This window comes from Specibacter cremeus, assembly GCF_003946885.1.
GTDB lineage: Bacteria > Actinomycetota > Actinomycetes > Actinomycetales > Micrococcaceae > Specibacter > Specibacter cremeus.
This window is the reverse complement of record NZ_RWKQ01000054.1, coordinates 1-21,573: the sequence shown is the minus strand read 5'-3', so window position 1 is coordinate 21,573 and position 21,573 is coordinate 1. Positions and strand designations below refer to the sequence as shown.

General features: G+C 71.2%; 20 protein-coding genes. All 20 read right to left on the bottom strand.

The features are described from left to right. Window positions 1-15: 15 nt before the first annotated feature. The 20 genes from EJC77_RS17490 to mraZ all read right to left on the bottom strand — a co-directional run bounded on the left by EJC77_RS17490 (window position 16) and on the right by mraZ (window position 21,124). On the bottom strand, window positions 16-939 hold the full coding sequence (locus EJC77_RS17490) for an RluA family pseudouridine synthase (RefSeq protein ID WP_125615655.1): 924 nt from the start codon (window positions 937-939) through the stop codon (window positions 16-18). Then, a complete protein-coding gene (lspA, locus tag EJC77_RS17485; protein WP_125615653.1) occupies window positions 932-1,549 on the bottom strand; it encodes a signal peptidase II in 618 nt (205 codons plus the stop codon). The genes EJC77_RS17490 and lspA overlap by 8 nt, the downstream gene beginning before the upstream one ends. 74 nt (window positions 1,550-1,623) lie before the next feature. Next, window positions 1,624-2,301, bottom strand: a complete 678-nt coding sequence (locus tag EJC77_RS17480) for a DivIVA domain-containing protein (RefSeq protein WP_125615650.1) — start codon at window positions 2,299-2,301, stop codon at window positions 1,624-1,626. A gap of 144 nt (window positions 2,302-2,445) precedes the next feature. Next, window positions 2,446-2,736 carry a YggT family protein gene (locus EJC77_RS17475; RefSeq protein ID WP_125615647.1) on the bottom strand — a complete coding sequence of 97 codons (291 nt, stop codon included), beginning with the start codon at window positions 2,734-2,736 and terminating at the stop codon, window positions 2,446-2,448. 244 nt (window positions 2,737-2,980) lie between these two features. Beyond that, complete coding sequence (locus EJC77_RS17470; protein WP_125615644.1) at window positions 2,981-3,505, bottom strand: cell division protein SepF; 525 nt, start codon at window positions 3,503-3,505, stop codon at window positions 2,981-2,983. Between the two features lie 74 nt (window positions 3,506-3,579). Then, window positions 3,580-4,329 (bottom strand): YggS family pyridoxal phosphate-dependent enzyme, encoded by a 750-nt coding sequence (locus tag EJC77_RS17465; protein ID WP_125615641.1) that lies wholly within the window; start codon window positions 4,327-4,329, stop codon window positions 3,580-3,582. Window positions 4,330-4,387: 58 nt separating this feature from the next. After that, window positions 4,388-5,131, bottom strand: coding sequence for a purine nucleoside phosphorylase YfiH/LACC1 family protein (locus EJC77_RS17460; protein ID WP_125615639.1), 744 nt, complete (start codon window positions 5,129-5,131; stop codon window positions 4,388-4,390). A gap of 8 nt (window positions 5,132-5,139) precedes the next feature. Beyond that, complete coding sequence (ftsZ, locus tag EJC77_RS17455; protein ID WP_125615636.1) at window positions 5,140-6,303, bottom strand: cell division protein FtsZ; 1,164 nt, start codon at window positions 6,301-6,303, stop codon at window positions 5,140-5,142. Between the two features lie 251 nt (window positions 6,304-6,554). Beyond that, the gene (locus tag EJC77_RS17450; protein WP_125615634.1) at window positions 6,555-7,385 is read right to left on the bottom strand and encodes a cell division protein FtsQ/DivIB; all 831 of its coding nucleotides are present in this window, start codon (window positions 7,383-7,385) and stop codon (window positions 6,555-6,557) included. Further along, entirely contained in the window at window positions 7,378-8,820 is a 1,443-nt protein-coding gene (gene murC, locus EJC77_RS17445; protein WP_125615631.1) for a UDP-N-acetylmuramate--L-alanine ligase, read from the bottom strand. Before murC ends, EJC77_RS17450 begins: the two co-directional genes overlap by 8 nt. Further along, a complete protein-coding gene (gene murG / locus EJC77_RS17440; RefSeq protein WP_125615628.1) occupies window positions 8,817-9,950 on the bottom strand; it encodes an undecaprenyldiphospho-muramoylpentapeptide beta-N-acetylglucosaminyltransferase in 1,134 nt (377 codons plus the stop codon). The genes murC and murG overlap by 4 nt, the downstream gene beginning before the upstream one ends. After that, window positions 9,947-11,122: a putative lipid II flippase FtsW gene (ftsW, locus tag EJC77_RS17435; RefSeq protein WP_240630342.1), complete on the bottom strand. Its 1,176-nt coding sequence runs from the start codon at window positions 11,120-11,122 to the stop codon at window positions 9,947-9,949. Before ftsW ends, murG begins: the two co-directional genes overlap by 4 nt. 5 nt (window positions 11,123-11,127) lie before the next feature. After that, a complete protein-coding gene (murD, locus tag EJC77_RS17430) occupies window positions 11,128-12,666 on the bottom strand; it encodes a UDP-N-acetylmuramoyl-L-alanine--D-glutamate ligase (protein WP_125615625.1) in 1,539 nt (512 codons plus the stop codon). Further along, window positions 12,648-13,760, bottom strand: coding sequence for a phospho-N-acetylmuramoyl-pentapeptide-transferase (gene mraY / locus EJC77_RS17425; RefSeq protein WP_125615622.1), 1,113 nt, complete (start codon window positions 13,758-13,760; stop codon window positions 12,648-12,650). Before mraY ends, murD begins: the two co-directional genes overlap by 19 nt. Beyond that, window positions 13,757-15,238, bottom strand: a complete 1,482-nt coding sequence (locus EJC77_RS17420; protein ID WP_125615619.1) for a UDP-N-acetylmuramoyl-tripeptide--D-alanyl-D-alanine ligase — start codon at window positions 15,236-15,238, stop codon at window positions 13,757-13,759. Before EJC77_RS17420 ends, mraY begins: the two co-directional genes overlap by 4 nt. 6 nt (window positions 15,239-15,244) lie before the next feature. Then, on the bottom strand, window positions 15,245-16,870 hold the full coding sequence (locus EJC77_RS17415; RefSeq protein WP_420820335.1) for a UDP-N-acetylmuramoyl-L-alanyl-D-glutamate--2,6-diaminopimelate ligase: 1,626 nt from the start codon (window positions 16,868-16,870) through the stop codon (window positions 15,245-15,247). A gap of 14 nt (window positions 16,871-16,884) precedes the next feature. Next, window positions 16,885-18,684: a peptidoglycan D,D-transpeptidase FtsI family protein gene (locus tag EJC77_RS17410; RefSeq protein ID WP_338069497.1), complete on the bottom strand. Its 1,800-nt coding sequence runs from the start codon at window positions 18,682-18,684 to the stop codon at window positions 16,885-16,887. Window positions 18,685-18,762: 78 nt separating this feature from the next. Further along, window positions 18,763-19,485 (bottom strand): cell division protein FtsL, encoded by a 723-nt coding sequence (gene ftsL, locus EJC77_RS17405; RefSeq protein WP_125615613.1) that lies wholly within the window; start codon window positions 19,483-19,485, stop codon window positions 18,763-18,765. Further along, complete coding sequence (rsmH, locus tag EJC77_RS17400) at window positions 19,482-20,480, bottom strand: 16S rRNA (cytosine(1402)-N(4))-methyltransferase RsmH (RefSeq protein WP_125615610.1); 999 nt, start codon at window positions 20,478-20,480, stop codon at window positions 19,482-19,484. Before rsmH ends, ftsL begins: the two co-directional genes overlap by 4 nt. 212 nt (window positions 20,481-20,692) lie before the next feature. Further along, window positions 20,693-21,124, bottom strand: coding sequence for a division/cell wall cluster transcriptional repressor MraZ (mraZ, locus tag EJC77_RS17395; RefSeq protein ID WP_125615607.1), 432 nt, complete (start codon window positions 21,122-21,124; stop codon window positions 20,693-20,695). Between the last annotated feature and the right edge of the window lie 449 nt (window positions 21,125-21,573).

Genomic DNA, 21,573 nt, shown 5'->3' with positions numbered 1-21,573 from the left:
GGCGCAGGGGAACGCTCAGTGGCCCCCGCGCAACGCCGTCAACGCGTAGTCCAGGTCGGCCGGGTACGGGCTGCGCGCGCGCACCCGGTCACCGCTGGCCGGGTGGTCGAACGCGAGTTCGTAGGCGTGCAGCCACTGCCGGGTCAGGCCCAGTTCGGCGGCCAGCCTCGGGTCGGCGCCGTAGGTCAGGTCGCCGGCGCAGGGGTGCCGCAGGGCGGAGAAGTGCACGCGGATCTGGTGCGTGCGCCCCGTTTCCAGGTGGACCTCCACGAGCGCGGCCCGGCCGAACGCCTCGAGCACCTCGTAGTGGGTCACCGACGGCCGGCCGTCCTCGATGACGGCGAAACGCCAGTCGTAGCCGGGGTGCCGGCCGATCGGCGCGTCGATCGTGCCGCGCAGCGGGTCCGGCAGGCCCTGGACGACCGCATGGTACACCTTGTCGACGGTCCGGTCCTTGAACGCGCGTTTGAGCTGCGTGTACGCGTGCTCGGTCTTGGCCACGACCATCGCCCCCGACGTCCCCACGTCCAGGCGGTGCACGATGCCGGCGCGTTCCGGCGCCCCCGACGTGGAGATCCGGTACCCGGCCGCGGCCAGCCCGCCCACCACGGTGGGACCCACCCAGCCCGGGGACGGGTGGGCGGCGACGCCGACGGGCTTGTCGACGACGACGAACTCGTCGTCGTCGAGCAGGATCGCCAGGCCCTCCACGGGCTCCACGACGACGGCCAGCGGGTCGACGCGCTCGGGCACGGTCACGGCGACGGCCGCGCCGGCCCGCAGCCTGTCGGACTTGGCCAGCACGGCCCCGTCCTGGCGCACATTGCCCTCGACACACAACAGCGCCGCGGCCGAGCGGGACACGCCCAGCAGCTTCGCCAGCGCCGCGTCGGCGCGTTCGCCGTCGACCGTCTCCGGGACGGTGAAGGTCTCAGTCATCGGCGCGTCCCTCCTGTGCGGCGGCGCGCCGCGGCCCGCCGCGCATCGGGACACCCAGCAAGGTCAGGATGCACACGGTGGCCACGCCGCCGACCACGGCCATGTCGGCCATGTTGAAGATGGCGAAGTTCGGGAAGGAGATGAAGTCGACCACGTGCCCCATGCCGAACGACGGTTCGCGGAACAGCCGGTCGGTCAGGTTGCCCAGGGCGCCGCCGAGCAGCAGGCCCAGGCCGATCCCCCACCAGGCGGAGCCGATGTGCCGGACCCGGGTGATGATGAACACGGCGACCGCAGCCATGACGAGCGAGAAGAACCAGGTGAAGTTCTCGCCGATGGAGAACGCGGCGCCGGAGTTGCGGATGTAGTACCAGCGCAGCAGGCCGGGGATGACCTCGGTGCTCTCGCCCTGGACCATGGTCGAGGTGACCCACCACTTCGTCAGCTGGTCGCACACGAAGGCGAGGGCGGCGAAGCCGACAACGAACCCGACGTAGTAGGAACGACGGCGGCGCGCACCGGTGCCCGTCGGCGACGGGGCCGCAGCGGGTTGGCCGGGCGCGGGCTGGTTGTCGGGGGCGGTGCCCGAGGGCTGGGGTTCGTCGGTCATGGCGCTTTCGTGTTCGGGCGGCAAAAAGCCGGCGGCCGGTGCCCCGGCCGCCGGCGATGCCGAAGGATGATTTCCTAGGATTCGGAGGCTTCCGTGGAGAAGTCCGGTGCCGCGACGGAGCCGCGGGAGTCGAGGTCGCGCAGCTGGCCCTCGATGTAGGTCTTCAGGCGGGCGCGGTAGTCACGCTCGAAGCCGCGCAGCTGCTCGACCTTGCGCTCGAGCACGGAACGCTGCTGTTCCAGGGCGCCGAGCGTCTTGCGGCTCTTCTCCTGGGCGTCGTTGACGAGGCTGCTGGCCTCGATCTGCGCCTCGGCGATGATCTTGTCGCGCTGCTCGACACCGGCGTTGACGTATTCGTCGTGCAGCTTCTGGGCCATCGCCAGCACGCCGGCGGCGGACTCGACGCCGGGCAGGCCCCCGTTGGGAGCGGCGGCGGGAGCGGGGGCCGGTTCGGCGGCCTTCGGGGCCTCCTTGACGACCGCGGGCGTCACGGGTGCCGCAGCCTTTTCCTCGACCTTCGGGGCCTCTTCCACGACGGGTGCGGCCTTCACGAGGGGGGCGCCGGAGGTGGCGGGAGCGCCGGAGCCGGCCTCGGCCAGCTTCTTGCGCAGGTCTTCGTTCTCCTGGTTCAGACGGCGCAGTTCGACGACGATCTCGTCAAGGAAGTCGTCAACCTCGTCCTGGTCGTAGCCTTCGCGGAACTTTGTCGGCTGGAACCTCTTGTTGACAACATCTTCTGGCGTGAGAGCCATTTAGTCACCTCATTGGTCTGGGTCAGTTCGGACGGCGCTGAGCCGCCATCACTACGGTACCGAATGCCGGCGCAGGGCCCGCACTGGGGGTTTATCGTTTTTTACACTATAACGAAAGGCCGCCGAAGAACTAACGCAATTACGCTAGGCGGCGAGAGATCGCGTGATACTCATCGCAATGCCGATGACCACCAGCAACAGCAGGAAACCGACGTCGAGGGCCGTGGCGCCGATGCGCAGCGGCGGGATGAGCCGGCGCAGCCGCTTGAGTGCGGGGTCCGTGATGGAATAGATCACCGACGCGGCGACCAGCGCGGCGCCGCGCGGACGCCAGCCGCGGGCGAACACCTGGACCCAGTCGTACACGAGCCGGATCATCAGGGCCAGGAAGTAAAGCAGCAGCAGCAGGTAGGCCAGACCGAAAACTATTGACACGAGAGCTTACACATTCCCTTTGTGGACGTCATGAACACACCATGGATAACGATGAACCCGGGCACTTTGTGCCCGGGCGCCATGCTCGTCCCAGTATCCCACGTTCGCCCGGGGGTCGAGCCTCCNGAGCCTGTCGAGACCGGATTTCGACGGGCTCAATCACCGAGACGGTGGTCGAGCCTGTCGAGACCGGATTTCGACGGGCTCAACGATTTCGACGGGCTCAATCACCGGCCCGTGGGGATCAGCTCTGGTTGAAGAAGGTCGCGGGGGTCTCGGAGGCCTTGCGGTCCTCGCCGAGCACCTCGATGTCGGCCGGGGACAGCAGGAACACCTTGTTCGTCACCCGGTCGATGGACCCGTGCAGGCCGAAGATCAGGCCGGCGGAGAAGTCGACGAGCCGCTTCGCGTCGGCCTCACCCATGTCGGTGAGGTTCATGATGACCGGGATGCCGTCGCGGAAGCTCGCACCGATGATCTTCGCGTCGTTGTAGGAGCGGGGATGGACAGTGGTGATCTGGCGCAAACTTGGAGCCTCTTCCCGACTTGATGCGGCACGCTTGATGGGGGTCACCGGCGCACGGTATTCGTCGTCGCCCGGCTGCTTCGTCACTTCCGAAACCGGTGCGGGGGCGGCGGCCGGCTCCCGACTGAAGTCGGTCTCGAAGGTCTCCGCGGCCCGCCCGGTCTGCTGGTGCTCGCCCTCGTACTGCTCCTCACCATCGGCGAGACCGAGGTAGATCATTGTCTTGCGCAGTGCGCCGGCCATGGAACGCTCCTTACGGCTTCGTGATTCTTCGGCAATACGATCGGCAATACGAGTTGTTTCCAACACGCAAAACGCTACCCCACGGCGGGCCGCGGGCCGAGGACATCCGAGCCGACACGCAGGTGTGTCGCCCCCCAGCGGACGGCCTGTTCCAGGTCTCCGCTCATGCCGGCGGACATGCCGGTGGCCGCGGGGTGCCAGGCCACGAGCGCCGCGGACACGCGGGCCAGGCGTTCGAAGGCCGCGTCCGGGTCGGCGCCGCGCGGCGCGACGGCCATGACGCCGGCCAACTCAAGCCCGGGCGTCCGGGCGACGGCGTCGGCCAGCGCCGGAACATCGGCCGGCAGCGCGCCGCCGCGCCCGGCGGCGTCCGGGTCGGCGTCGGGATCGAGGTTCACCTGCAGGAAGCACTCGAGGTCGGCGCGCCCGGTGGCGTCCTGCTCGGCGGCCATGGCCCGCCCGAGCGACGCGACCAGTTGCAGGCGATCCACGGAATGGACCGCATGGGCATACCGGGCCACGCTGCGGGCCTTGTTCGACTGCAGCTGGCCGATGAAGTGCCAGCGCACGGCGTCGCCGCCGGCGACGTCCACCGCCTTCTGGGCCGCCTCCTTGTCACGGTTCTCGCCCACGTCGCGCACGCCCAGGGCGACGAGCCGGCGCACATCGGCGGCCGGGTGGAACTTCGTGACGACGATCAGCGCCGGTGTCGCGGCGGCGATGCCGGCGGCCCGGGGCGCCGCGGCGGCGGCGGCGGCGATTCGTTCTCTCACACGGGCAAGGTTCCCGGCCAGTACGTCGGCGCGCGGATCCACGGGGGTCATTCGGCGAAAGTCCTTGGTCAGAATTCGGGTTCGGCGGTTGCCTGGTCAATGTGCGTGGTCAAAGGGCCTGGTCGAAGAAGGCGACGAACCCGGCGAAGCGGCCCTCGGGTTCGCCGTCGCGCAGGGCGCGCCGGTGCGAGTACAGCGCCGGGGTTTCCAGCGTGCAGCCGGCCACGTGCCCGACGCTCGCGCCGGCGTCGCGCAACTGGCGTTCGACGGCGGCGGGCAGGTCGAGCGCGGGAGTCCCCCATGAGGTGGTGGCGTACGCCTCGGGCACGACGGCGGCCACGTCGGCCCGCATGGCCGCGGGCACCTCGTAGCAGCGCCCGCACACACTCGGCCCGATCCACGCGTGCACGGAAACGGCGCCCTCGGCCCGGAGCCGCGCCATGGTGGCGGCGATGACGCCGGCCTGCACGCCGGGCCGGCCGGCGTGCGCCACGCCCAGCACGGGTGAGCCGTGCGCATCGCTGCCGACGAGCACCACCGGCACGCAGTCGGCGACCATCACGGCCAGGCTTGCCGTGCGCGTCACCATCGCGTCCGCCGTCGGGCCCTGACCCGGCGCCACCGGATCGGAGGCCGAGACGACGGCGACGTCGGCGCCGTGCACTTGGCTCATGTAGCGCAGCCCGGCCCCGGACACGCCCCCGGCGTAGCCCGCCAGAGATCGGTCGAACCGGCTCCGGTTGGCGGTGACGCGGGCGGCGTCGTCACCGACATGGAAGGCAAGGTTTCCTTCCCGCGAATCGGTGAAGCCCACCCGCAGGCCCGGGCGGATCGCGCCGCTGGTCCAGAACACCCCCGGCGCTACTTGAGAAAGTCCGGCACGTCCAGGTCGTCGACACGGTGGCCGGTCAGGTCGGGCTCGACGATCGCGGGCAGCTCGACGTCGAATCCGCCGTCGGCGGGCACATGCGATGCCGAATGCTGGCCCCACTGGCTCAGGCTCGTCACGGACGCCGGGGCGGCCTGCGGCGCCGGCGGCACCTCGACGGCGGCCGGGGCGCTCTCGCGGGCCTCGGCGTCCACCTGGTCGAAGCCGGCCGCAATGACGGTCACGCGGGCCTCGTCGCCCAGGGCATCGTCGATGACGGCGCCGAAGATGATGTTGGCCTCCGGGTGCGCCACCTCCTGGACGAGGCGCGCGGCCTCGTTGATCTCGAACAGGCCCAGGTCGGACCCGCCCTGGATGGACAGCAGCACGCCGTGGGCGCCGTCGATCGAGGCCTCCAGCAGCGGGGAGGCGATGGCCAGCTCGGCGGCCTTGACGGCGCGGTCGTCGCCGCGGGCCGAGCCGATGCCCATGAGCGCCGAGCCGGCGCCCTGCATGACGGACTTGACGTCGGCGAAGTCGAGGTTGATCAGGCCCGGGGTGGTGATGAGGTCGGTGATGCCCTGCACGCCGGACAGCAGCACCTGGTCGGCCTGGCGGAACGCGTCCAGCACGGAGACGTTGCGGTCGCTGATGGACAGCAGGCGGTCGTTCGGGATGACGATCAGGGTGTCGACCTCGTCGCGCAGCGAGTCGATGCCGTTGTCGGCGCTCGTGGCCCGGCGCCGGCCCTCGAACGTGAACGGGCGGGTGACGACGCCGATCGTCAGGGCGCCCAGGGACCGGGCGATGCGGGCCACGACGGGCGCGCCGCCGGTGCCGGTGCCGCCGCCCTCACCGGCCGTCACGAACACCATGTCGGCCCCGCGCAGGACCTCCTCGATCTCCTCCGCGTGGTCCTCGGCGGCCTGCCGGCCCACCTCCGGGTTGGCGCCGGCGCCGAGGCCGCGCGTCAGCTCCCGGCCGACGTCCAGCTTCACGTCGGCGTCGCTCATGAGCAGCGCCTGGGCATCGGTGTTGATGGCGATGAACTCAACGCCGCGCAGGCCCACGTCGATCATGCGGTTGACTGCGTTGACGCCGCCGCCGCCGATGCCGACGACCTTGATGACGGCCAGGTAATTCTGGGGTGCTGCCACGTTCCGTGTCCCTTGTTCGTTGTGTTGCGCTGGAAAGGTGCGTCTCCCACAAGGGTATCGTCCGCCGCGGCCGTGCCGCTTCGCAGGTTCCACCCCAGGTTGAAGCTTTGAACCATAACCCTCGACTTGAAGGTCATGGTTATGTCAGGTAATGCTTGTCAGTGACGGTATGGGGCTTGGCCGCCGCATGCAATGACCGGGCCCGCGTGTCGCGTCATTGCCGCCGAAATAATGCCACGCGTCCGAACCCACTACCGGGTCACCGGGTAGCGGGGGGCACTGACGTCGTACACCTGCACGGGTGCGGGGTCCGGGGCGCCCGGCGTGGGCGTCGGCGCCGGGGCGTTCACGAGCGCCGTAAGCACCTTGGCCTTGAGCGCCATCTCGGAGGCGTTGCCCCAGATGACCGTCTTGCCGTCGTTGAGCAACAACAGCACGGCGTCCGGCGACTTGGCCGACGCGCTGGCCAGCTGGCCCAGCACGGACTGCGGCAGCGAGGCGAGCACGGCCGTCATGGCCGCGAACGTGTCCTTGCCGATGTTGGCCGTGCCGCCGTCGATCAGCGGCAACGCGACCTTCGCCTGGTCCTTCGTGCTGCCCAGTTCCACGCCGTCCGGGTCGACCAGGATGAAGTGGTCGCCCTTCTTCAACAGGGCCACGGGCTCGCGTTCGACGATGTGCACCACCAGTGTTGACGGCGGCCGGGCCTGCACGTCGACGCTCTTGACCTGCGGCACGGCCGCCAGCAGCCGCTCCACGTCCGCGCTGCGGACCTGGGGCAACGGCTTGCCACGCAGGGGCCCCAGCACCGTCTGCAGCAACTTTCCGGTGGCCAGCTTGTTCCCGCTGACCTCGATGGTTCGCACCCCCAGCAGCGGGGAGAACACGGTCGTGGCCATGATGACGACGACGACGGCAGCCACGGCGGCCACGGCCAGCCAGGCCCGGCGGCGCCGACGTGGGCGGGCCGGCCCCGGGAACGCCAGGACCGTCGCGCCGGCCGGCTCGTCCAGTGGCAGCACCGTCACCTTCGCCCCGCCGGCCACCGTGACCTTCGGTGCGCGCCCGCCGCCCTCACCCACGGCCGTCTCCGGGCCGCGTCAACGCCTCGAGCAGGTCGGCGCCGAACGCCGTGACGTCACCGGCCCCGACGGTCAGGATGATGTCGCCGGATACGGCGCCGTCGGCCAGCGCCCGGACGGCGGCGGCCGCGTCCGGCGCATACCCGAGGGGAACCGTCAGGGCGTCCGTGACCAGTTCGCTGGTCACCCCGGGGATGGGGTCTTCGCGGGCGGGATAGATGTCCAGCACGGCGACGACGTCGGCCAGGTCCAGGGCGGCGGCGAACTCGGCGGCGAACTCGCGGGTCCGGGAGAACAGGTGCGGCTGGAACAGCACGTGCACGCGGTGCCCGGCGGCCACCTCGCGGGCGGCCCGCAAGGCGGCGGCGACCTCGGTCGGGTGGTGCGCGTAGTCGTCATAGACGCGCACGCCGCGGCGTTCGCCCTTGGCCTCGAAGCGCCGCGCGGCGCCCGTGAACGCGCCCAGCGCCGCGGCCGCGTCGGCGGCGGGCACACCGAGTTCGACGGCGACGGCGACGGCCGCGGCCGCGTTGCGGACATTGTGCTCGCCGGGGACGTGCAGGTCGAGCGCGACCGACGGCGAGCCGGCTTCCCGGGTGAAGGTGAGCGTGGCGTGTGCGGCCGGGTCTCCCGCCCGGGCACTGGCGGCCGCGCCGGCACTGATGCGCACGTCGGCGTCCGCCGCGTAGCCGTACGTGCGGGTGCGGATCCCGGCGGCGGACGCCGTCCCGGCCAGCGCGAGCGCGCCCGGGTCGTCGGCACAGGCCACGAGCAGCCCGCCGGCCGGCAGCAGCGTCACGAACTCGTCGAACGCCCGGTACACGGCCTCGGCCGTGCCGTAGTGGTCCAGGTGGTCGGGTTCGACGTTCGTGACGACGGCGATGCGGGGCCGGTAGTTCAGGAACGATGCGTCCGACTCGTCGGCCTCGGCCACGAACACGTCGGCCGAACCGGCCCGCCCGTTCACGCCGAGCGCCCGGACCGTGCCGCCGACCGCGAACGAGGCGTCGATGCCGGCCTCGCGCAGCAGCACGGTGATCATCGACGTCGTGGTCGTCTTGCCGTGCGTGCCGGCCACGGCCACCACGCGGTCGTCCGCCATGGCGGCGGCCAGCGCCTGCGACCGGTGCAGCACGCGCAGCCCGGCCGCCCGCGCCGCGGCGAGCTCCGGGTTCGTCTCACGGATGGCCGTGGACACCACCACGGTGTCGGCCCCGGCCACATGGGCGGCGTCGTGGCCGGCGTGGATGCGCGCCCCGAGCCCGGCCAACTCGTCCAGGATGGGCGAGGCCTTCGCGTCCGAGCCGCTGACCGGCACGCCCCGGGCGGCCAGGATGCGCGCGATCGCGGACATGCCGGCCCCGCCGATGCCGATGAAGTGCACCCGGCCGAGTTCGGCGAGGCCGGGCGGCTCATAGGGTGTGCGTGCGCTCATGGGTGTTCCCTTCCTGCCGTCGTGGGGGCCGCGGCCGCGAAAACCATGTCCGCCATGCGTTCGGCCGCGTCGCGGATGCCGTGCCCGGCCGCGGCGGCGGCCATGGCCGCCAACCGTGCCGGATCCGTGCACAGGGGGGCCACGGTCGCCTCGATCCACTCCCCCGTGAGCAACGCGTCGTCGACCAGCAGCGCCGCGCCGGCGTCGACGAGCTCCGCCGCGTTCCGGGCCTGCTCCCCGTTGCCGATCGGCAGCGGGACGAACACGGCCGGCAGCCCGACGGCGGCGACCTCCGACACGGTCGCGGCGCCGGCCCGGCACAACAGGACGTCGGCGGCCGCGTAGGCGTGCTCCATGGCATCGACGTACTCGACCTGCCGGTACAGCGGCGCGGTGAGCAGGCCGCCGTCGTCCGCCGCGACCTGCTTGCCGCGGCCGGTGACATGCAGCGTCTGGACGCCGGCCGCCGCGAGGGCGGGCAGCGCGGCGACGAGGGCCCGGTTGAGGCGCAGCGCACCGAGCGAGCCGCCCGTGACGATGAGCGTGGGGCGGCCCGCCTCCAGCCCGAGCGCGGTCCGGGCCGCGGGCCGCGCGGCGGCGGCGTCGAGGCGGGCGACGGCGGCGCGCATGGGCATGCCGACCAGCGTGCCGTGCTCGATCCGGGTGGCGGCGAACGCCGTGCCGACGTCCGTGGTGTACCGGGCGCCGATCCGGTTCGCGAGCCCCGCCTTGGAATTGGCCTCATGGATGACGATCGGAATGCCGAGCTTGTGCGCGGCCAGGTACATGGGCGTGCACACATAGCCGCCGACGCCGACCAGCACGTCCGCGTGCGCCTTCTTGAGGATCTCGCGGGCCCGGGCCACGGCCCGGCGCAGCCGGCCCGGCAGCTTGACCAGGTCCACGGACGGCTTGCGGGGCAGCGGCACCCGGTCGATCAGTTCCAGGTCGTAGCCGGCGGCCGGCACGAGCCGGGTCTCCATGCCCTCGGCGGTGCCGACGGCGGTGATGCGGGTGCCGGGGCGGGCGGCCGTGAGGGCGTCGGCGATGGCCAGCAGCGGGCTGACGTGGCCGGCGGAACCGCCGCCGGCCAGGACCACGTTCAAGGGGCGTGCAGGGGTGGTGCTCATGGGGTGGCCGGTTTACTTTCTGGCTGGGGGCTTTCTGGCTGGGTGCGGGCGAACGAGAGCACGACGCCGATCGCGGCCAGGACCACGACCAGGGCGGTGCCGCCGTAGGAGATCAGGGGCAGCGGGACGCCGATGACCGGCAGCAGGCCGGTGACCATGGCGATGTTGACGAACGCCTGGCCGACGATCCACGTCATGATGCAGCCGCACACGACGCGGGCGAAGGTGTCGTTGTGGCGCATGATGACCCGGAAGATGGCGATGGCCAGCACGGCGTACAGGGCGATGATGACGATGGTGCCGAGCAATCCGAACTCCTCGCCGAGAATGGCGAAGATGAAGTCGTTGTGCGCCTCGGGGATCCAACTCCACTTTTGCCGGCTCTGCCCGAGGCCCACGCCGAACCAGCCGCCGGAGGCCAGCGCGTACAGGCCGTTGCGGGCCTGGTCGCACAGGCCCGAATCGCATTGGCCCATCCAACCGGCCAGCCGGGACGTGCGGTTGCCGCTGAGCGCGGCCATCAGGACGACGAGCCCCATGGCGGCCGCGCCGGACGGGACGAGCAGTTTCAGGGACACGCCGCCGAAGAACAGGCCGGCCGCGATGATCGCCATGACGATGACGGACGTGCCGAGGTCGTGCTCGAGCAGGACGAGCCCGGCGATGAGGCCGCCGAGCGGGACCGCCGGCACCAGGGCGTGCTTCCACTGGGTGATCAGGTGTCCCTTGCGTGCCAGGACAAGCCCCAGCCACAGGGCCAGGGCCAGTTTCGCGGCCTCGGACGGCTGGAAGCTGAACGCGTCGCCGAGGTTCAGCCAGTTGCGGTTGCCGCCGACCTCCTTGCCGAGCGGGGTGAACACGAGCAGCAGCAGCAGGAACGCCAGGAAATAGGCCGGCCACGCCAGCTTCATCAGGATTCGCCGGGACGTGAAGGACAGCACGACCATGATCGCCAGCCCGACGGCGGCGAACATCGCCTCGCGCAGGAACAGCTGGTATGGGTCCTGCCCCTGTGAGATGGACTCGGCCGCGGAGGCCGAGAGCACCGTCATGAGCCCGATGCAGGTCAGCGCCACGGTGGTGCCGATGATCAGGTAGTAGCTGGACAGCGAGGCCGGCCCGCGGGCGCCGCCAAGCCGGTCCAGCAGGGTGCGCACCGGTGCGGTTTTCACGGCCACTATGACTCCTTCGCGGTCTCCGCCTGCCCCTCCAGCAGCCCCCGCACGGCGTTGATGAACGACTGGCCGCGATCGGCGTAGGAAGAGAACTGGTCCATGGACGCCGATGCCGGTGCCATCAGCACGGTGTCGCCCTCGCCGGCCAGGGCGGCCGCCCTGGCCACGGCCGCGGCCATGACGGTGGCCCCCGTGACTTCTTCCCCTCCAGTGTCGCCCGGGACGGCCGCGAACACGGGGACGTCGGGGGCGTGTCGTGCCAGCGCCCCGGCCAGCGTGCCGCTGTCCGTGCCGATCAGCACCACTGCCTTCAGGCGGCCGGCGTGGGCGCGGACGAGGTCGTCGTACTCGACGCCCTTGGACAGGCCGCCGGCGATCCAGATGACGGAACCGAACGCGGCCAGCGACGCGGCGGCCGCGTGCGGGTTCGTGGCCTTCGAGTCGTTCACCCACAGCACCCCGGCGGCGCTGGCGACGGGCTGGATGCGGTGGGCGCCGACGTCGTACGCCCGCAGGCCCGCGCGCACGTGCTCGGGGGTGAGCCCGTAGGCGCGCGCCAGCGTGGCCGCGGCGGCCGCATTGGCGACCAGGTGCCGGGGCACCATGTCGGCGATGTCGGCGAGCTTGGCGAGTTCGACGGCGGAGTCCCGCCGTTCGGGGAGGAACGCCCGGTCCACGAGCAGGTCCTCCACGACGCCGACCATGCTGACGGCCGGCATGCCCGTGGTGAAGCCGATGGCACGGGCCCCCTCCTGCACGTCGGCGGCCTCGACCATGCGCTCGGTCGCCGCGTCCTCGGCGTTGTACACGCAGGCGACCCGCGTGTTCGCGTACACCTTGGCCTTGTCTGCGGCGTAGGCGTCGAACCCGCCGTGCCAGTCGACATGGTCCTCGGCCAGGTTCAGGCACACGCTGGCCAGCGGCGCCATGGATTCGGTCCAGTGCAGCTGGAACGAGGACAGTTCAACGGCCAGGGCGTCGTAGCCCTCCGGGTCACGCACGGCGTCGAGGATGGGAGTGCCGATGTTCCCCGCGGCGATGGCGCGCAGCCCGGCGGCCTGCAGCATGGACTCCACCATCGTGGTGGTCGTCGTCTTGCCGTTCGTGCCGGTGATGGCGATCCATTCGGCCGTGCGGCGTCCCTCACGCCGGCGCACCCGCCAGGCCAGCTCGACGTCGCCCCAGATCGGGATGCCCGTCGCGGCGGCGGCCGCCAGCAGCGGGTGGTCCGGGGGCAGGCCGGGGCTCGTGACGACAAGTTCGGCCGGTTGGCCGTCGACCGGTGGCAGGATGGTGGACGTGGCGGCGCCGAGGACGACGTCGGCCACGCCGACGATGCGCAGGGTCTCGGCGTGCCGGCGCGCCTGCCCGTCGTCGGAGGCGGCCACGACGACGACGCGGGCGCCGAGTTCGGCCAGCGTGTCGGCGGCGGAGAAACCGGTCTTGCCGATGCCGGCGACGACGACGCGCAGGCCGCGCCAGTCGGCGTTCCAGCTGGTCAACGCGTCCAGGCGGGAAGGGCTCACAGTCGTACGATCCATTCAGCGTAGAAGGCGCCCAGGCCGGCGGCCACGAGCAGCCCGGCCAGGATCCAGAAGCGGACCACGACGGTCACCTCGGCCCAGCCCTTGAGTTCGAAGTGGTGCTGCAGCGGCGCCATGCGGAACACGCGCTTGCCGCCGGAGAGCTTGAAGAAGCCGACCTGGATGATGACGGACAGCGTGATCATGACGAACAGGCCGCCGATGATGGCCAGCAGCAGCTCGGTGCGGGACAGGATGGCGAAGCCGGCGATGGCACCGCCGATGGCCAGCGAGCCCGTGTCCCCCATGAAGATCTTCGCCGGCGACGTGTTCCACCACAGGAAGCCGATGAGTGCGGAGAACATGATGACGGCCAGCATCGACAGGTCGAGCGGGTCGCGGACGTCGTAGCAGACGGAGTCCGGGGCCAGCCGGCGGCCGCCGCACTGCTGGCTGGTCTGCCAGATGCCAATGAGCGTGTAGGCGCCGAACACGAGGATGGCCGCACCGGTGGCGAGCCCGTCGAGCCCGTCGGTCAGGTTCACCCCGTTGGTGGCGGCCGTGATGATCAGGTTCGACCAGACGATGAACAGGATCAGCCCCAGGGCGGCGCCGCCGAACGCCAGGTTCAGCCCGGGCAGGTCGCGGGCGAACGAGATGTACGTGCTGGCCGGGGTGCGCCCGTGCCGGTCCGGGAAGCCGAGCGCCAGGACCGCGAACGCGATGCCGATGACGGCCTGGCCGACCAGTTTCGCCTTGGCGTCCAGGCCGAGGCTGCGCTGCTTGGAGATCTTGATGAAGTCGTCCAGGAACCCGACCAGGCCCATGCCGACCATGAGGAACAGCATCAGCCAGCCCGACGCGCTGGGCCCGGGCGAGGCCGGGTTGATCAGCCACAGGACAAGGTGCGTGATGAGGTAGGCGGCCACGACGGCGCCCACGACGACGGTGCCGCCCATGGTGGGCGTGCCGCGCTTCATGTGGTGCGAGGTGGGGCCGTCGTCGCGGATGAACTGGCCGTAGCCCTTGCGGACGAGCAACTTGATGAACAGCGGCGTGCCGATCATGGAGAAGGCCAGCGCCAGTCCCGCGCCCATGAGCAGTGCGATCATTGGTGCGTCCTTTCAGCGGCTGGGCCCCATGCTATCCGATCGCCCAGATGCCGCAGCCCGGCGCCGTTGGAGGACTTGAACAGCACCACGTCGCCGGGGCGCAGCTGCCCGCGCAGCAGCGCCTCGGCGGCGTCCGCGTCGGCCACGAACACGGATTCGTCGCCCCAGGAGCCCTCCATGACCGCGCCCACGTGCATGGCGCGCGCGCCGGCGCCGACCACGACGAGCCTGGAGATGTTCAGCCGCACGGCGACCCGGCCGATCGCGTCGTGCTCCAGCACGGAGGCGTCGCCGAGTTCCAGCATCTCGCCGAGCACCGCCCAGGTGCGCCGGCCGCCCTTCGCGCCCAGTTCGGCCAGCGTGCGCAGGGCGGCGCGCATGGATTCCGGGTTGGCGTTGTAGGCATCGTTGATGATGCTCACGCCGTCGGCGCGGTCCACGCGTTCCATGCGCCAGCGGCTCGCCGCCCCCCGCCGCCCGAGCACGGCGACGATCGTGTCCGCGTCCACGCCCGCGGCGTGCGCGGCGGCCGCGGCGGCCAGCAGGTTCGTGGTGTGGTGCAGGCCCAGCAGGCGGCCGGCGACGTGCCGGCTGCCGGGCGCGCCCTCTCCCGGGAATGTCTCGCCCGGAAGCAACAAGTCGAAGCCGGGGCGCCCCTCGTCGTCGGTGGCCACGTTCACGGCCCGCAGCATGGCCGGGTCGGCGCCGGGCGCCTCGGCGCTCGTGAAGTACAGGACCGGCGCCGGGCCGCGGCCGGCCATGGCGCGCACGCGCAGGTCGTCGTGGTTCAGGATGGCCGTTCCCGCGGCGCCCAGCGCCTCGACGAGTTCGCCCTTGGCGACGGCGATGTTCTCGACCGAGCCGAACTCCCCCGCGTGGGCGGTTCCGACGCCGAGGACGACGCCGATGTCGGGGTGAACCAGCCCGGCCAGGTAGGTGATGTGGCCGATGCCGGTCGCGCCCATCTCGATGACCAGGTACCGGGTCGTCTCGTCGGCGCGGAACACGGTCAACGGCACGCCGACCTCCCCGTTGTACGAGCCCTGCGGCGCCACCGTGGGGCCGGCCTCGGCCAGGATGGCGGCCAGCAGGTCCTTCGTGGTCGTCTTGCCGGCGGAGCCGGTGATGCCGATGACCGTCAGCGGCGAATGCGCGCGGATGCGCCGCACCACCTCGGCGGCCAACGCGCCCATGGCCAGCACCGCGTCGGCGACGATGACGGCCGGGACGGGGGCGCCCTCGCCGTCCGTGGTCTCGCGCTCCGCCAGCACCAGCACGGCGCCGTTGGCCAGGGCCGCCTGGATGAAATCATGCCCGTCGGCGAACTCTCCCGGCTTGGCCACGTACAGACTTCCGGGGACGGCTTGGCGGGAGTCGGTGACGATGCCGCCAATGGCTATTCGGGTGTCCGGATCGGTGCCCGGGGACAGTCGGCCATTGGTTAGTGCGGCAATGGCGGCCGCGGAAAAATGCATCATCTCAATCTAGGACTCTATCGCGCCGGCATCGAGGGAGGGGAATCCGAACCGGGCCAGCGCGGCCCGCAATTCGACCCGGTCGTCGAGCGCCACATTGACGCCGGCGACCTCCTGGAACACCTCGTGGCCGCGCCCCGCCACCAGGATCACGTCGGCCGGGCCGGCCAGTTCCACGGCGCGGTTGATGGCCGCGGCACGGTCGCCGACCTCCTCGATGACCCGGCCCAGCGCACCGTTCGCGTCGGCCTCCCGGGCACCTGCCAGCACGCCGGCGCGGATGCCGGCGGGTTCCTCGCCGTGCGGGTCGTCGTCCGTGACGATGACCACATCCGCGCCCTCGGCGGCGACGGCCCCCATGATCGGGCGTTTCGTCACGTCCCGCTCGCCCGTGGCGCCGAACACGATGATGGTCCGGCCCGCCCCGGGCGCCGGGCGCACCGCATCCAGGACCCGCACCAGCGCGTCGGGGTTGTGCGCGAAGTCGACGATGGCGGCCGGTGCCGTGCCGACCAGTTGCATGCGTCCGGGCACGGCCACGCCGAACGGCGCGTGCGCGTCCAACGCCCGCTGCACGAGGGTGACGGCATCGGCAACGCCCGCGCCGCGCAGGTGCTCGACGACCATGACGGTGGCCAGCGCCGCGTTGGCCACGTTGAAGCCGCCGGGCAGGCCGCTGTGCACGTCCAGGCTCGCCCCGTCCGGGCCGGCCAGCGTGAACCGGGTGCCTGTGCCCTCCCGCCGCGGGCTGCTCACGCGCCAGTCGGCGGCCGCACCGTGTGCGCCGGTTGCCAGCGTCGCGGTGGGCACGGCGCTGGCCCCCGCCATCCGGGCGCCCCACGCGTCATCGACCGTCACGACGGCCCGGCGGGCGCGCTCCGGCGTGAACAGCTGCGCCTTCGTGGCGAAGTAGTCGTCCATGCTGCCGTGCAGGTCCAGGTGGTCCTGCGTCAGGTTGGTGAAGCCGGCCACGTCGAAGCGGACCCCGTCGACCCGGCCGAACGCCAGCGCGTGCGAGGACACCTCCATGGACGCCGCGTCGAGGCCGCGCTCCACCATGAGGGCCAGCAGCGCATGCACGTCCGTCGACTCGGGCGTGGTCAGCTTGCTGGGGATCGCCTCGTCGCCGGCCAGGATCTCGATGGTGCCGATCAGCCCGGTGCGCCGGCCCAGGGCGCGCAGCAGCGAGTTGATGAAGTACGTGGTCGTGGTCTTGCCGTTCGTGCCCGTCACGGCGAACACCGGCAACGACGACGCTTCCTTGCCGTAGATGCGTGCGGCCACCCGGCCCAGCACGGCCCGCGGCGACGGGACGACCAGCACGGGCACCGGACCCGTGCCGACCGCCCTGGCAACCAGCCTGGCGCCGTCGTCATCCGTGAGGATCGCGGCGGCACCGGCGGCGACGGCCTGCGCGGCGAACTCGGCGCCGTGCCGGTGCGCGCCGGGCACCGCCACGTACAGGTCGCCGGCGGCGACGGCCCGCGAGTCCAGGCTCACCCCGGTCACGGCCGGCGCGCCGTCGGCGGGCGGGCGGGCGCCGGCGACGGCGGCCACCTCGGCCAGGGCGACGGGGGTGCCGTGGCGTGGCCGGAAGGGCAGGCCGGCGTGGGCGGGCGGGGAATCTGGTGTCACGATTGCGGTGCCTCTTACTTATAGAACTGCGGAAGCTTGACGGGAGGGGTGGTCGACGGCGGCACGTCGAAGGTGCGCAGCACCTGCCCCATGACGTCGTTGAACGTGTAGCCCTGGGTGACGCCGTAGATGAGGCCCTGCGGGCGCTGGACGGTGATGGCCACGACGTACCGGGGATCGTCCATGGGCGCCATGCCGATGAACGAGGACGTGTAGCCGCTCAGCCCGCCCTCGGCGGGCGCCTCGGCCGTGCCGGTTTTGCCGCCCACCCGGTAGCCGGGGATCTTCACGTCGGGCGCGTCGCCCATGGTGGCGACGCTTTCGAGCATATCGCGGTCCTGCTGCGCCGCCTGCGGGCTGATCACCTTGATGCCGGGCTCCTGCCTGGGCGTGTCCACCGTGCCGTCGGCGGACGTGTACGAGTCGACCAGCCGGGGCTTGAGCCGGACGCCGCCATTGGCGATGGTCTGGTACACCATGGCCGTCTGCAGCGGCGTCTGCGCCACGCCCTGGCCGAACAGGATGGTGTACTGCTGGCGGCCGTCCCATTGGTCCGGCGTGGCGAAGATGCCGGGGCTCTCGCCGGGCAGCGGGATGCCCGTTTTCTGCCCGACGCCGAACTTGCGGAAATAGTCGTAGCGTTCCTGCGGGGTCAGCTTCTGGCCCGACATGACCGTGCCGGTGTTCAGTGATTCGCCGATGATGCCGGCCAGCGTGCGCTGCTCGGTGCCGTGGGGGAACGCGTCGGTGAACGTCTGCCCGTCCACGGTGTACTCCGGCGGCACGAGCACGTGCGACAACGGCGTCATGAGGCCCTTGTCCATGACGGCGGAGGCCGTGATGATCTTGTCGGTGGAGCCGGGTTCGACGACGGCGCTCACCGACCGCGCGCCGCGATCGGCCGCGGCGGACTTGCCGGGGTCGTTGGGGTCCACCGGACTGGTGTCGGCCAGGGCCACGAGCTTGCCGGTCTTGGCCTCGACGACGACGATGGTGGCCCACTGCGCCGTGTAGTGCTTCTTCTGCTGTTCGGCGGCCTGCTGGGCGTAGTACTGGATGTCCTGGTTGATGGTCAGCTTGACGGTTTGCCCGTCCACCGGCGGCACCGTCTCGACCGGGGCCGTGGGGATGATGATGCCGTTCGCACCGGCCTGGAACGTGCGGGAGCCGGGCGTGCCCTTGAGCTTGTCGTTGAGGGTCAGTTCAAGCCCGGCCAGCGGCGTGCCGTCCTGGCCGAGGAATCCGACGATGTTGCCGCCCACGGCCCCCATCGGGTAGACGCGCCGGCTCACGGCCTCCGAGTAGATGCCCGGCACGCCCAGCGCCATGACCTTCGCCTCGACGGCGGGGCTGACGTTCTTGGTGATGTACGCGAAGTTGCCGGTGCCCGTGGCCGCCTTCTTCACGGCGTCGAACGGCAGGCCCAGCGCGCCGGAGAGCTGGCGCAGGCCGTCGTCCCGGGCGACCTCGTCCCATTTTTGCGTCGTGGCGTTCCAGTGCTGGTACGTGTCGGCGTCGGTGTTGTTCACCGGGGAGACGGTGATGTTGTACCTGACGATGCTTTCGGCCAGGACGCGACCCTCGGAGTCGACGATTTTCCCGCGCACGGCCGGCAGTGTCTGGACCACGGTGCGCTGTTTCTCGGCGGCCTGGGCGAGCCCGCCGGCGTCGAGCCCCTGGATCAGGAAGAGCTTGCCGGCGATGATGAGCAGCAGCACCAGCATGGCGCACAGGCCCAGCCGGATCCGGTTGCGCCCCATGGCCTGGAGCGTGCCGGAGCGGGAGCGCGCGGGCTTCTTGGGGGTTTGTGCCACGTCCGTCTTGTCCTTGCGTTCTCGCCGGGGTGTTTGCCGGCCGGGCTGTGCCGCCCGGTCCGGCCCCTGCCTACGACCTTAGCTGGCTTTCTGGCTGGGGGCGGGGATGCTGCCGCCGTGCAGGTCGGGTGTCACGGCCGCCGGGGCCGCCGGAATCTTGCGGGCCGGAATCTTCCGGGCCGCCTCCTTCGCGGCCGTGTCCCTCACGGCCTCCCTCGTGGCGGCGGCGTTGTCCGAGACATCGTTTCCGGCCGCCGCGGCGGCCGCGTCGACGTTGCTGGGCGCCATTTCCGCGGGCGTGTCGATGGCGGCCGGCGGGATGACGGCCAGGCCCTCGGTCCCGGCCTTCGCCGGCTGCGGGTTCCCGGAGACCGTCCCCGTGTCGGCGTTGATCTGCCCCATGGACGTGGCCGGGACCATGCCGAGGCCCTTGGCCCGTTCCACCAGGTTCTGGGGTGCGGTGGCGGCGCCGAGCTTCTGCTCCAGGTCCTGGTTCGACTTCGCCAGGTCATCCTGGTGGGCCTTGAGCGCCACCAGCTCGTATTGTCCCTGCGAGACGGAGACGTTGATGACCAGGACGGCGGCCAGGGCGAGCACCAGCAGGCCGAACAGGAACACGACGACGGGCGTCTTGCCGCGGCGCGCCGGGGCGGGCACCACGGCCAGCGGGGTGCGCCGGCGCGGGGCCGGCCCGCTGGCGTGGTCCGGGAAGTGGTCCGGGGCACTCACGGGTGCCAGCGCATTGCTGCCGGCAACCGCGGTGGCGGGGAGGTTCGCGGGGCGTCGTGCTGCCTGGCTCATCGGGCACTCCTGACTCGGATCTTCTCGACCGCGCGCAACCGGGCCGAGGCGGCGCGCGGGTTTTCGGTTATTTCGGCGTCCGTGGGGATTTCGGTCCCCTTCGTCAGCCGTTTCAGGGTGGGTTTGTGCTCCTCGAGCTCCACCGGGAACCCGGCCGGGGCGGAGGAACGCGAACCGGCCGCGAACACGGCCTTGACGATCTTGTCCTCGAGCGAGTGGTAGGACATGACGACGGCGCGCCCGTGCAGGGCCAGGGCGTCGACGGCCGCCGGCACGGCCGCCTCGAGCACGTCGAGTTCCTCGTTGACCTCGATGCGCAGGGCCTGGAACGTGCGCTTGGCCGGGTGGCCGCCGGTGCGCGCGGCCGCCGCCGGGACGACGTTGCGGATGATCTCGACCAGCTCGCCGGTCGTGTGCAGCGGGGCCGTGTTGCGGGCGGCGACGATCCGGTTCGCGATCCGGCCGGCGAACTTCTCCTCGCCCCAGGTGCGGATGATGCGGACCAGGTCCTCCACCGCGTAGGTGTTCACGACGTCGGCGGCCGTGGGCCCGCGGCTGGTGTCCATGCGCATGTCCAGCGGCGCGTCATAGGAGTAGGCGAAGCCGCGTTCGCGCTCATCGAGCTGCAGGGAGGAGACGCCCAGGTCCATCAGGACGCCGTCGACGGTGTCGAGGCCGAGATCGGCCAGCACGTCGGGGATCTCGTTGTAGACGGCGTGGACCAGATCGGTGCGGGCCTCGAACGGGGCCAGCCGCGCCCCGGCCAGGCCGAGCGCCTCGGCGTCCCGGTCGATGCCGACCAGGTGGAGCGTGTCGAAGCGCTGGAGCATGGCCTCGCTGTGCCCGCCCATGCCGAGCGTGGCATCGATGACGACGGGGGTGCGGCCCTCGGCGACGGCCCGCTCGAAGGCGGGGGCCAGGAGGTTGATGCAACGGTCCTTGAGGACGGGGGTGTGGCGTTCGGAGGTGGGTGGCGTGGGGGTATCCGACGTCATCACGCCTCCTTGCCCTTGATCTGTCCCGGCCGATGGACCCTGCTGCATTTGGATGCCGGCTGCGGGACTTCTGCCGCCAGGTCCCCCTCCGCACCGGACAGCGTCCCTGCCTGGCTCCGGGGAAGGTGAGCCAGGAAAGGTCGTGTCGGGCGGCTGGAGACCTGGCGTCAGATCCCCCACTCGCACGTGTCGTGCCTGTTGGATACCTACCGTTAGATGAGGCCGGGTATGGCCACGTCATCCGTTTCGGAGAAGGATTTCTCCTGCTCCGCCAGGTAGTCCGCCCAAGCAGTCGCATCCCAGATCTCGGCCCGGTTGCCGGCGCCGATGACGGCCAGCTCGCGGTCGAGTCCTGCGTAGGCGCGCAGCGTGGCCGGAATGGTCACGCGACCCTGCTTGTCAGGCACTTCGTCAGAGGCTCCAGAGAGGAAAACCCGAATGTAGTCCCGCGCCTGGCGGTTGGAGATGGGTGCCGACCGCATCTGCTCGTGGACCTTTTCGAATTCCCTGGCACTGAAGATGTAAATGCAGTGTTCCTGCCCTCGTGTGAGCACAAGTCCACCGGCCAGTTCCTCGCGGAACTTGGCGGGAAGGATGATCCGGCCCTTCTCATCGAGGCGTGGCGAATGTGTCCCAAGGAACATCCCCCACCGCCTTCGAATCAGGGGTCCAACCGATCCCCGCTTCTCCATTTCCCTCTTACAAGCCCCACCCTACTCCACTTCACTCCACCGTCAACGATGTGGTGTGTCCGTGGGCGGCGTGTTGCGAAACATGGCGGCGGGCGCGGCCCGCCACGAGGCGGATTGCGGCCCGCGCCACGGCCGTGGAGGGAGGTGGAGGGAAAGGGGCGCCCAAACGATGACTTAAACAACGAAAGGGACCCGAATCTCGGGTCCCCACGGTTCTGGATGGACTCTGCGCTGCCTGGACGGCGTCCCCGGGGCGTCTTGCCGGCCGTTATCAGGGCGCCGGGGAGCGAAGTGGAGGGCGGTACGGGCCGGTCACTGCTGCTCGCGGTGCCGTTCGTCCCACTTCTCTTCGAGGCTGGACATGAAACCGCTCTTTGACTTGCCGCCGGCGCGCGGCGCGC

Excerpts from the sequence above, each read along its gene's own strand:
- EJC77_RS17490 (WP_125615655.1), bottom strand. The coding sequence starts at position 939 with ATGACTGAGACCTTCACCGTCCCGGAGACGGTCGACGGCGAACGCGCC.
- lspA (WP_125615653.1), bottom strand. The coding sequence starts at position 1,549 with ATGACCGACGAACCCCAGCCCTCGGGCACCGCCCCCGACAACCAGCCC.
- EJC77_RS17480 (WP_125615650.1), bottom strand. The coding sequence starts at position 2,301 with ATGGCTCTCACGCCAGAAGATGTTGTCAACAAGAGGTTCCAGCCGACA.
- EJC77_RS17470 (WP_125615644.1), bottom strand. The coding sequence starts at position 3,505 with ATGGCCGGCGCACTGCGCAAGACAATGATCTACCTCGGTCTCGCCGAT.
- EJC77_RS17465 (WP_125615641.1), bottom strand. The coding sequence starts at position 4,329 with ATGACCCCCGTGGATCCGCGCGCCGACGTACTGGCCGGGAACCTTGCC.
- murC (WP_125615631.1), bottom strand. The coding sequence starts at position 8,820 with ATGAGCGCACGCACACCCTATGAGCCGCCCGGCCTCGCCGAACTCGGC.
- murG (WP_125615628.1), bottom strand. The coding sequence starts at position 9,950 with ATGAGCACCACCCCTGCACGCCCCTTGAACGTGGTCCTGGCCGGCGGC.
- murD (WP_125615625.1), bottom strand. The coding sequence starts at position 12,666 with ATGGATCGTACGACTGTGAGCCCTTCCCGCCTGGACGCGTTGACCAGC.
- mraY (WP_125615622.1), bottom strand. The coding sequence starts at position 13,760 with ATGATCGCACTGCTCATGGGCGCGGGACTGGCGCTGGCCTTCTCCATG.
- EJC77_RS17420 (WP_125615619.1), bottom strand. The coding sequence starts at position 15,238 with ATGATGCATTTTTCCGCGGCCGCCATTGCCGCACTAACCAATGGCCGA.
- ftsL (WP_125615613.1), bottom strand. The coding sequence starts at position 19,485 with ATGAGCCAGGCAGCACGACGCCCCGCGAACCTCCCCGCCACCGCGGTT.
- rsmH (WP_125615610.1), bottom strand. The coding sequence starts at position 20,480 with ATGACGTCGGATACCCCCACGCCACCCACCTCCGAACGCCACACCCCC.
- mraZ (WP_125615607.1), bottom strand. The coding sequence starts at position 21,124 with ATGTTCCTTGGGACACATTCGCCACGCCTCGATGAGAAGGGCCGGATC.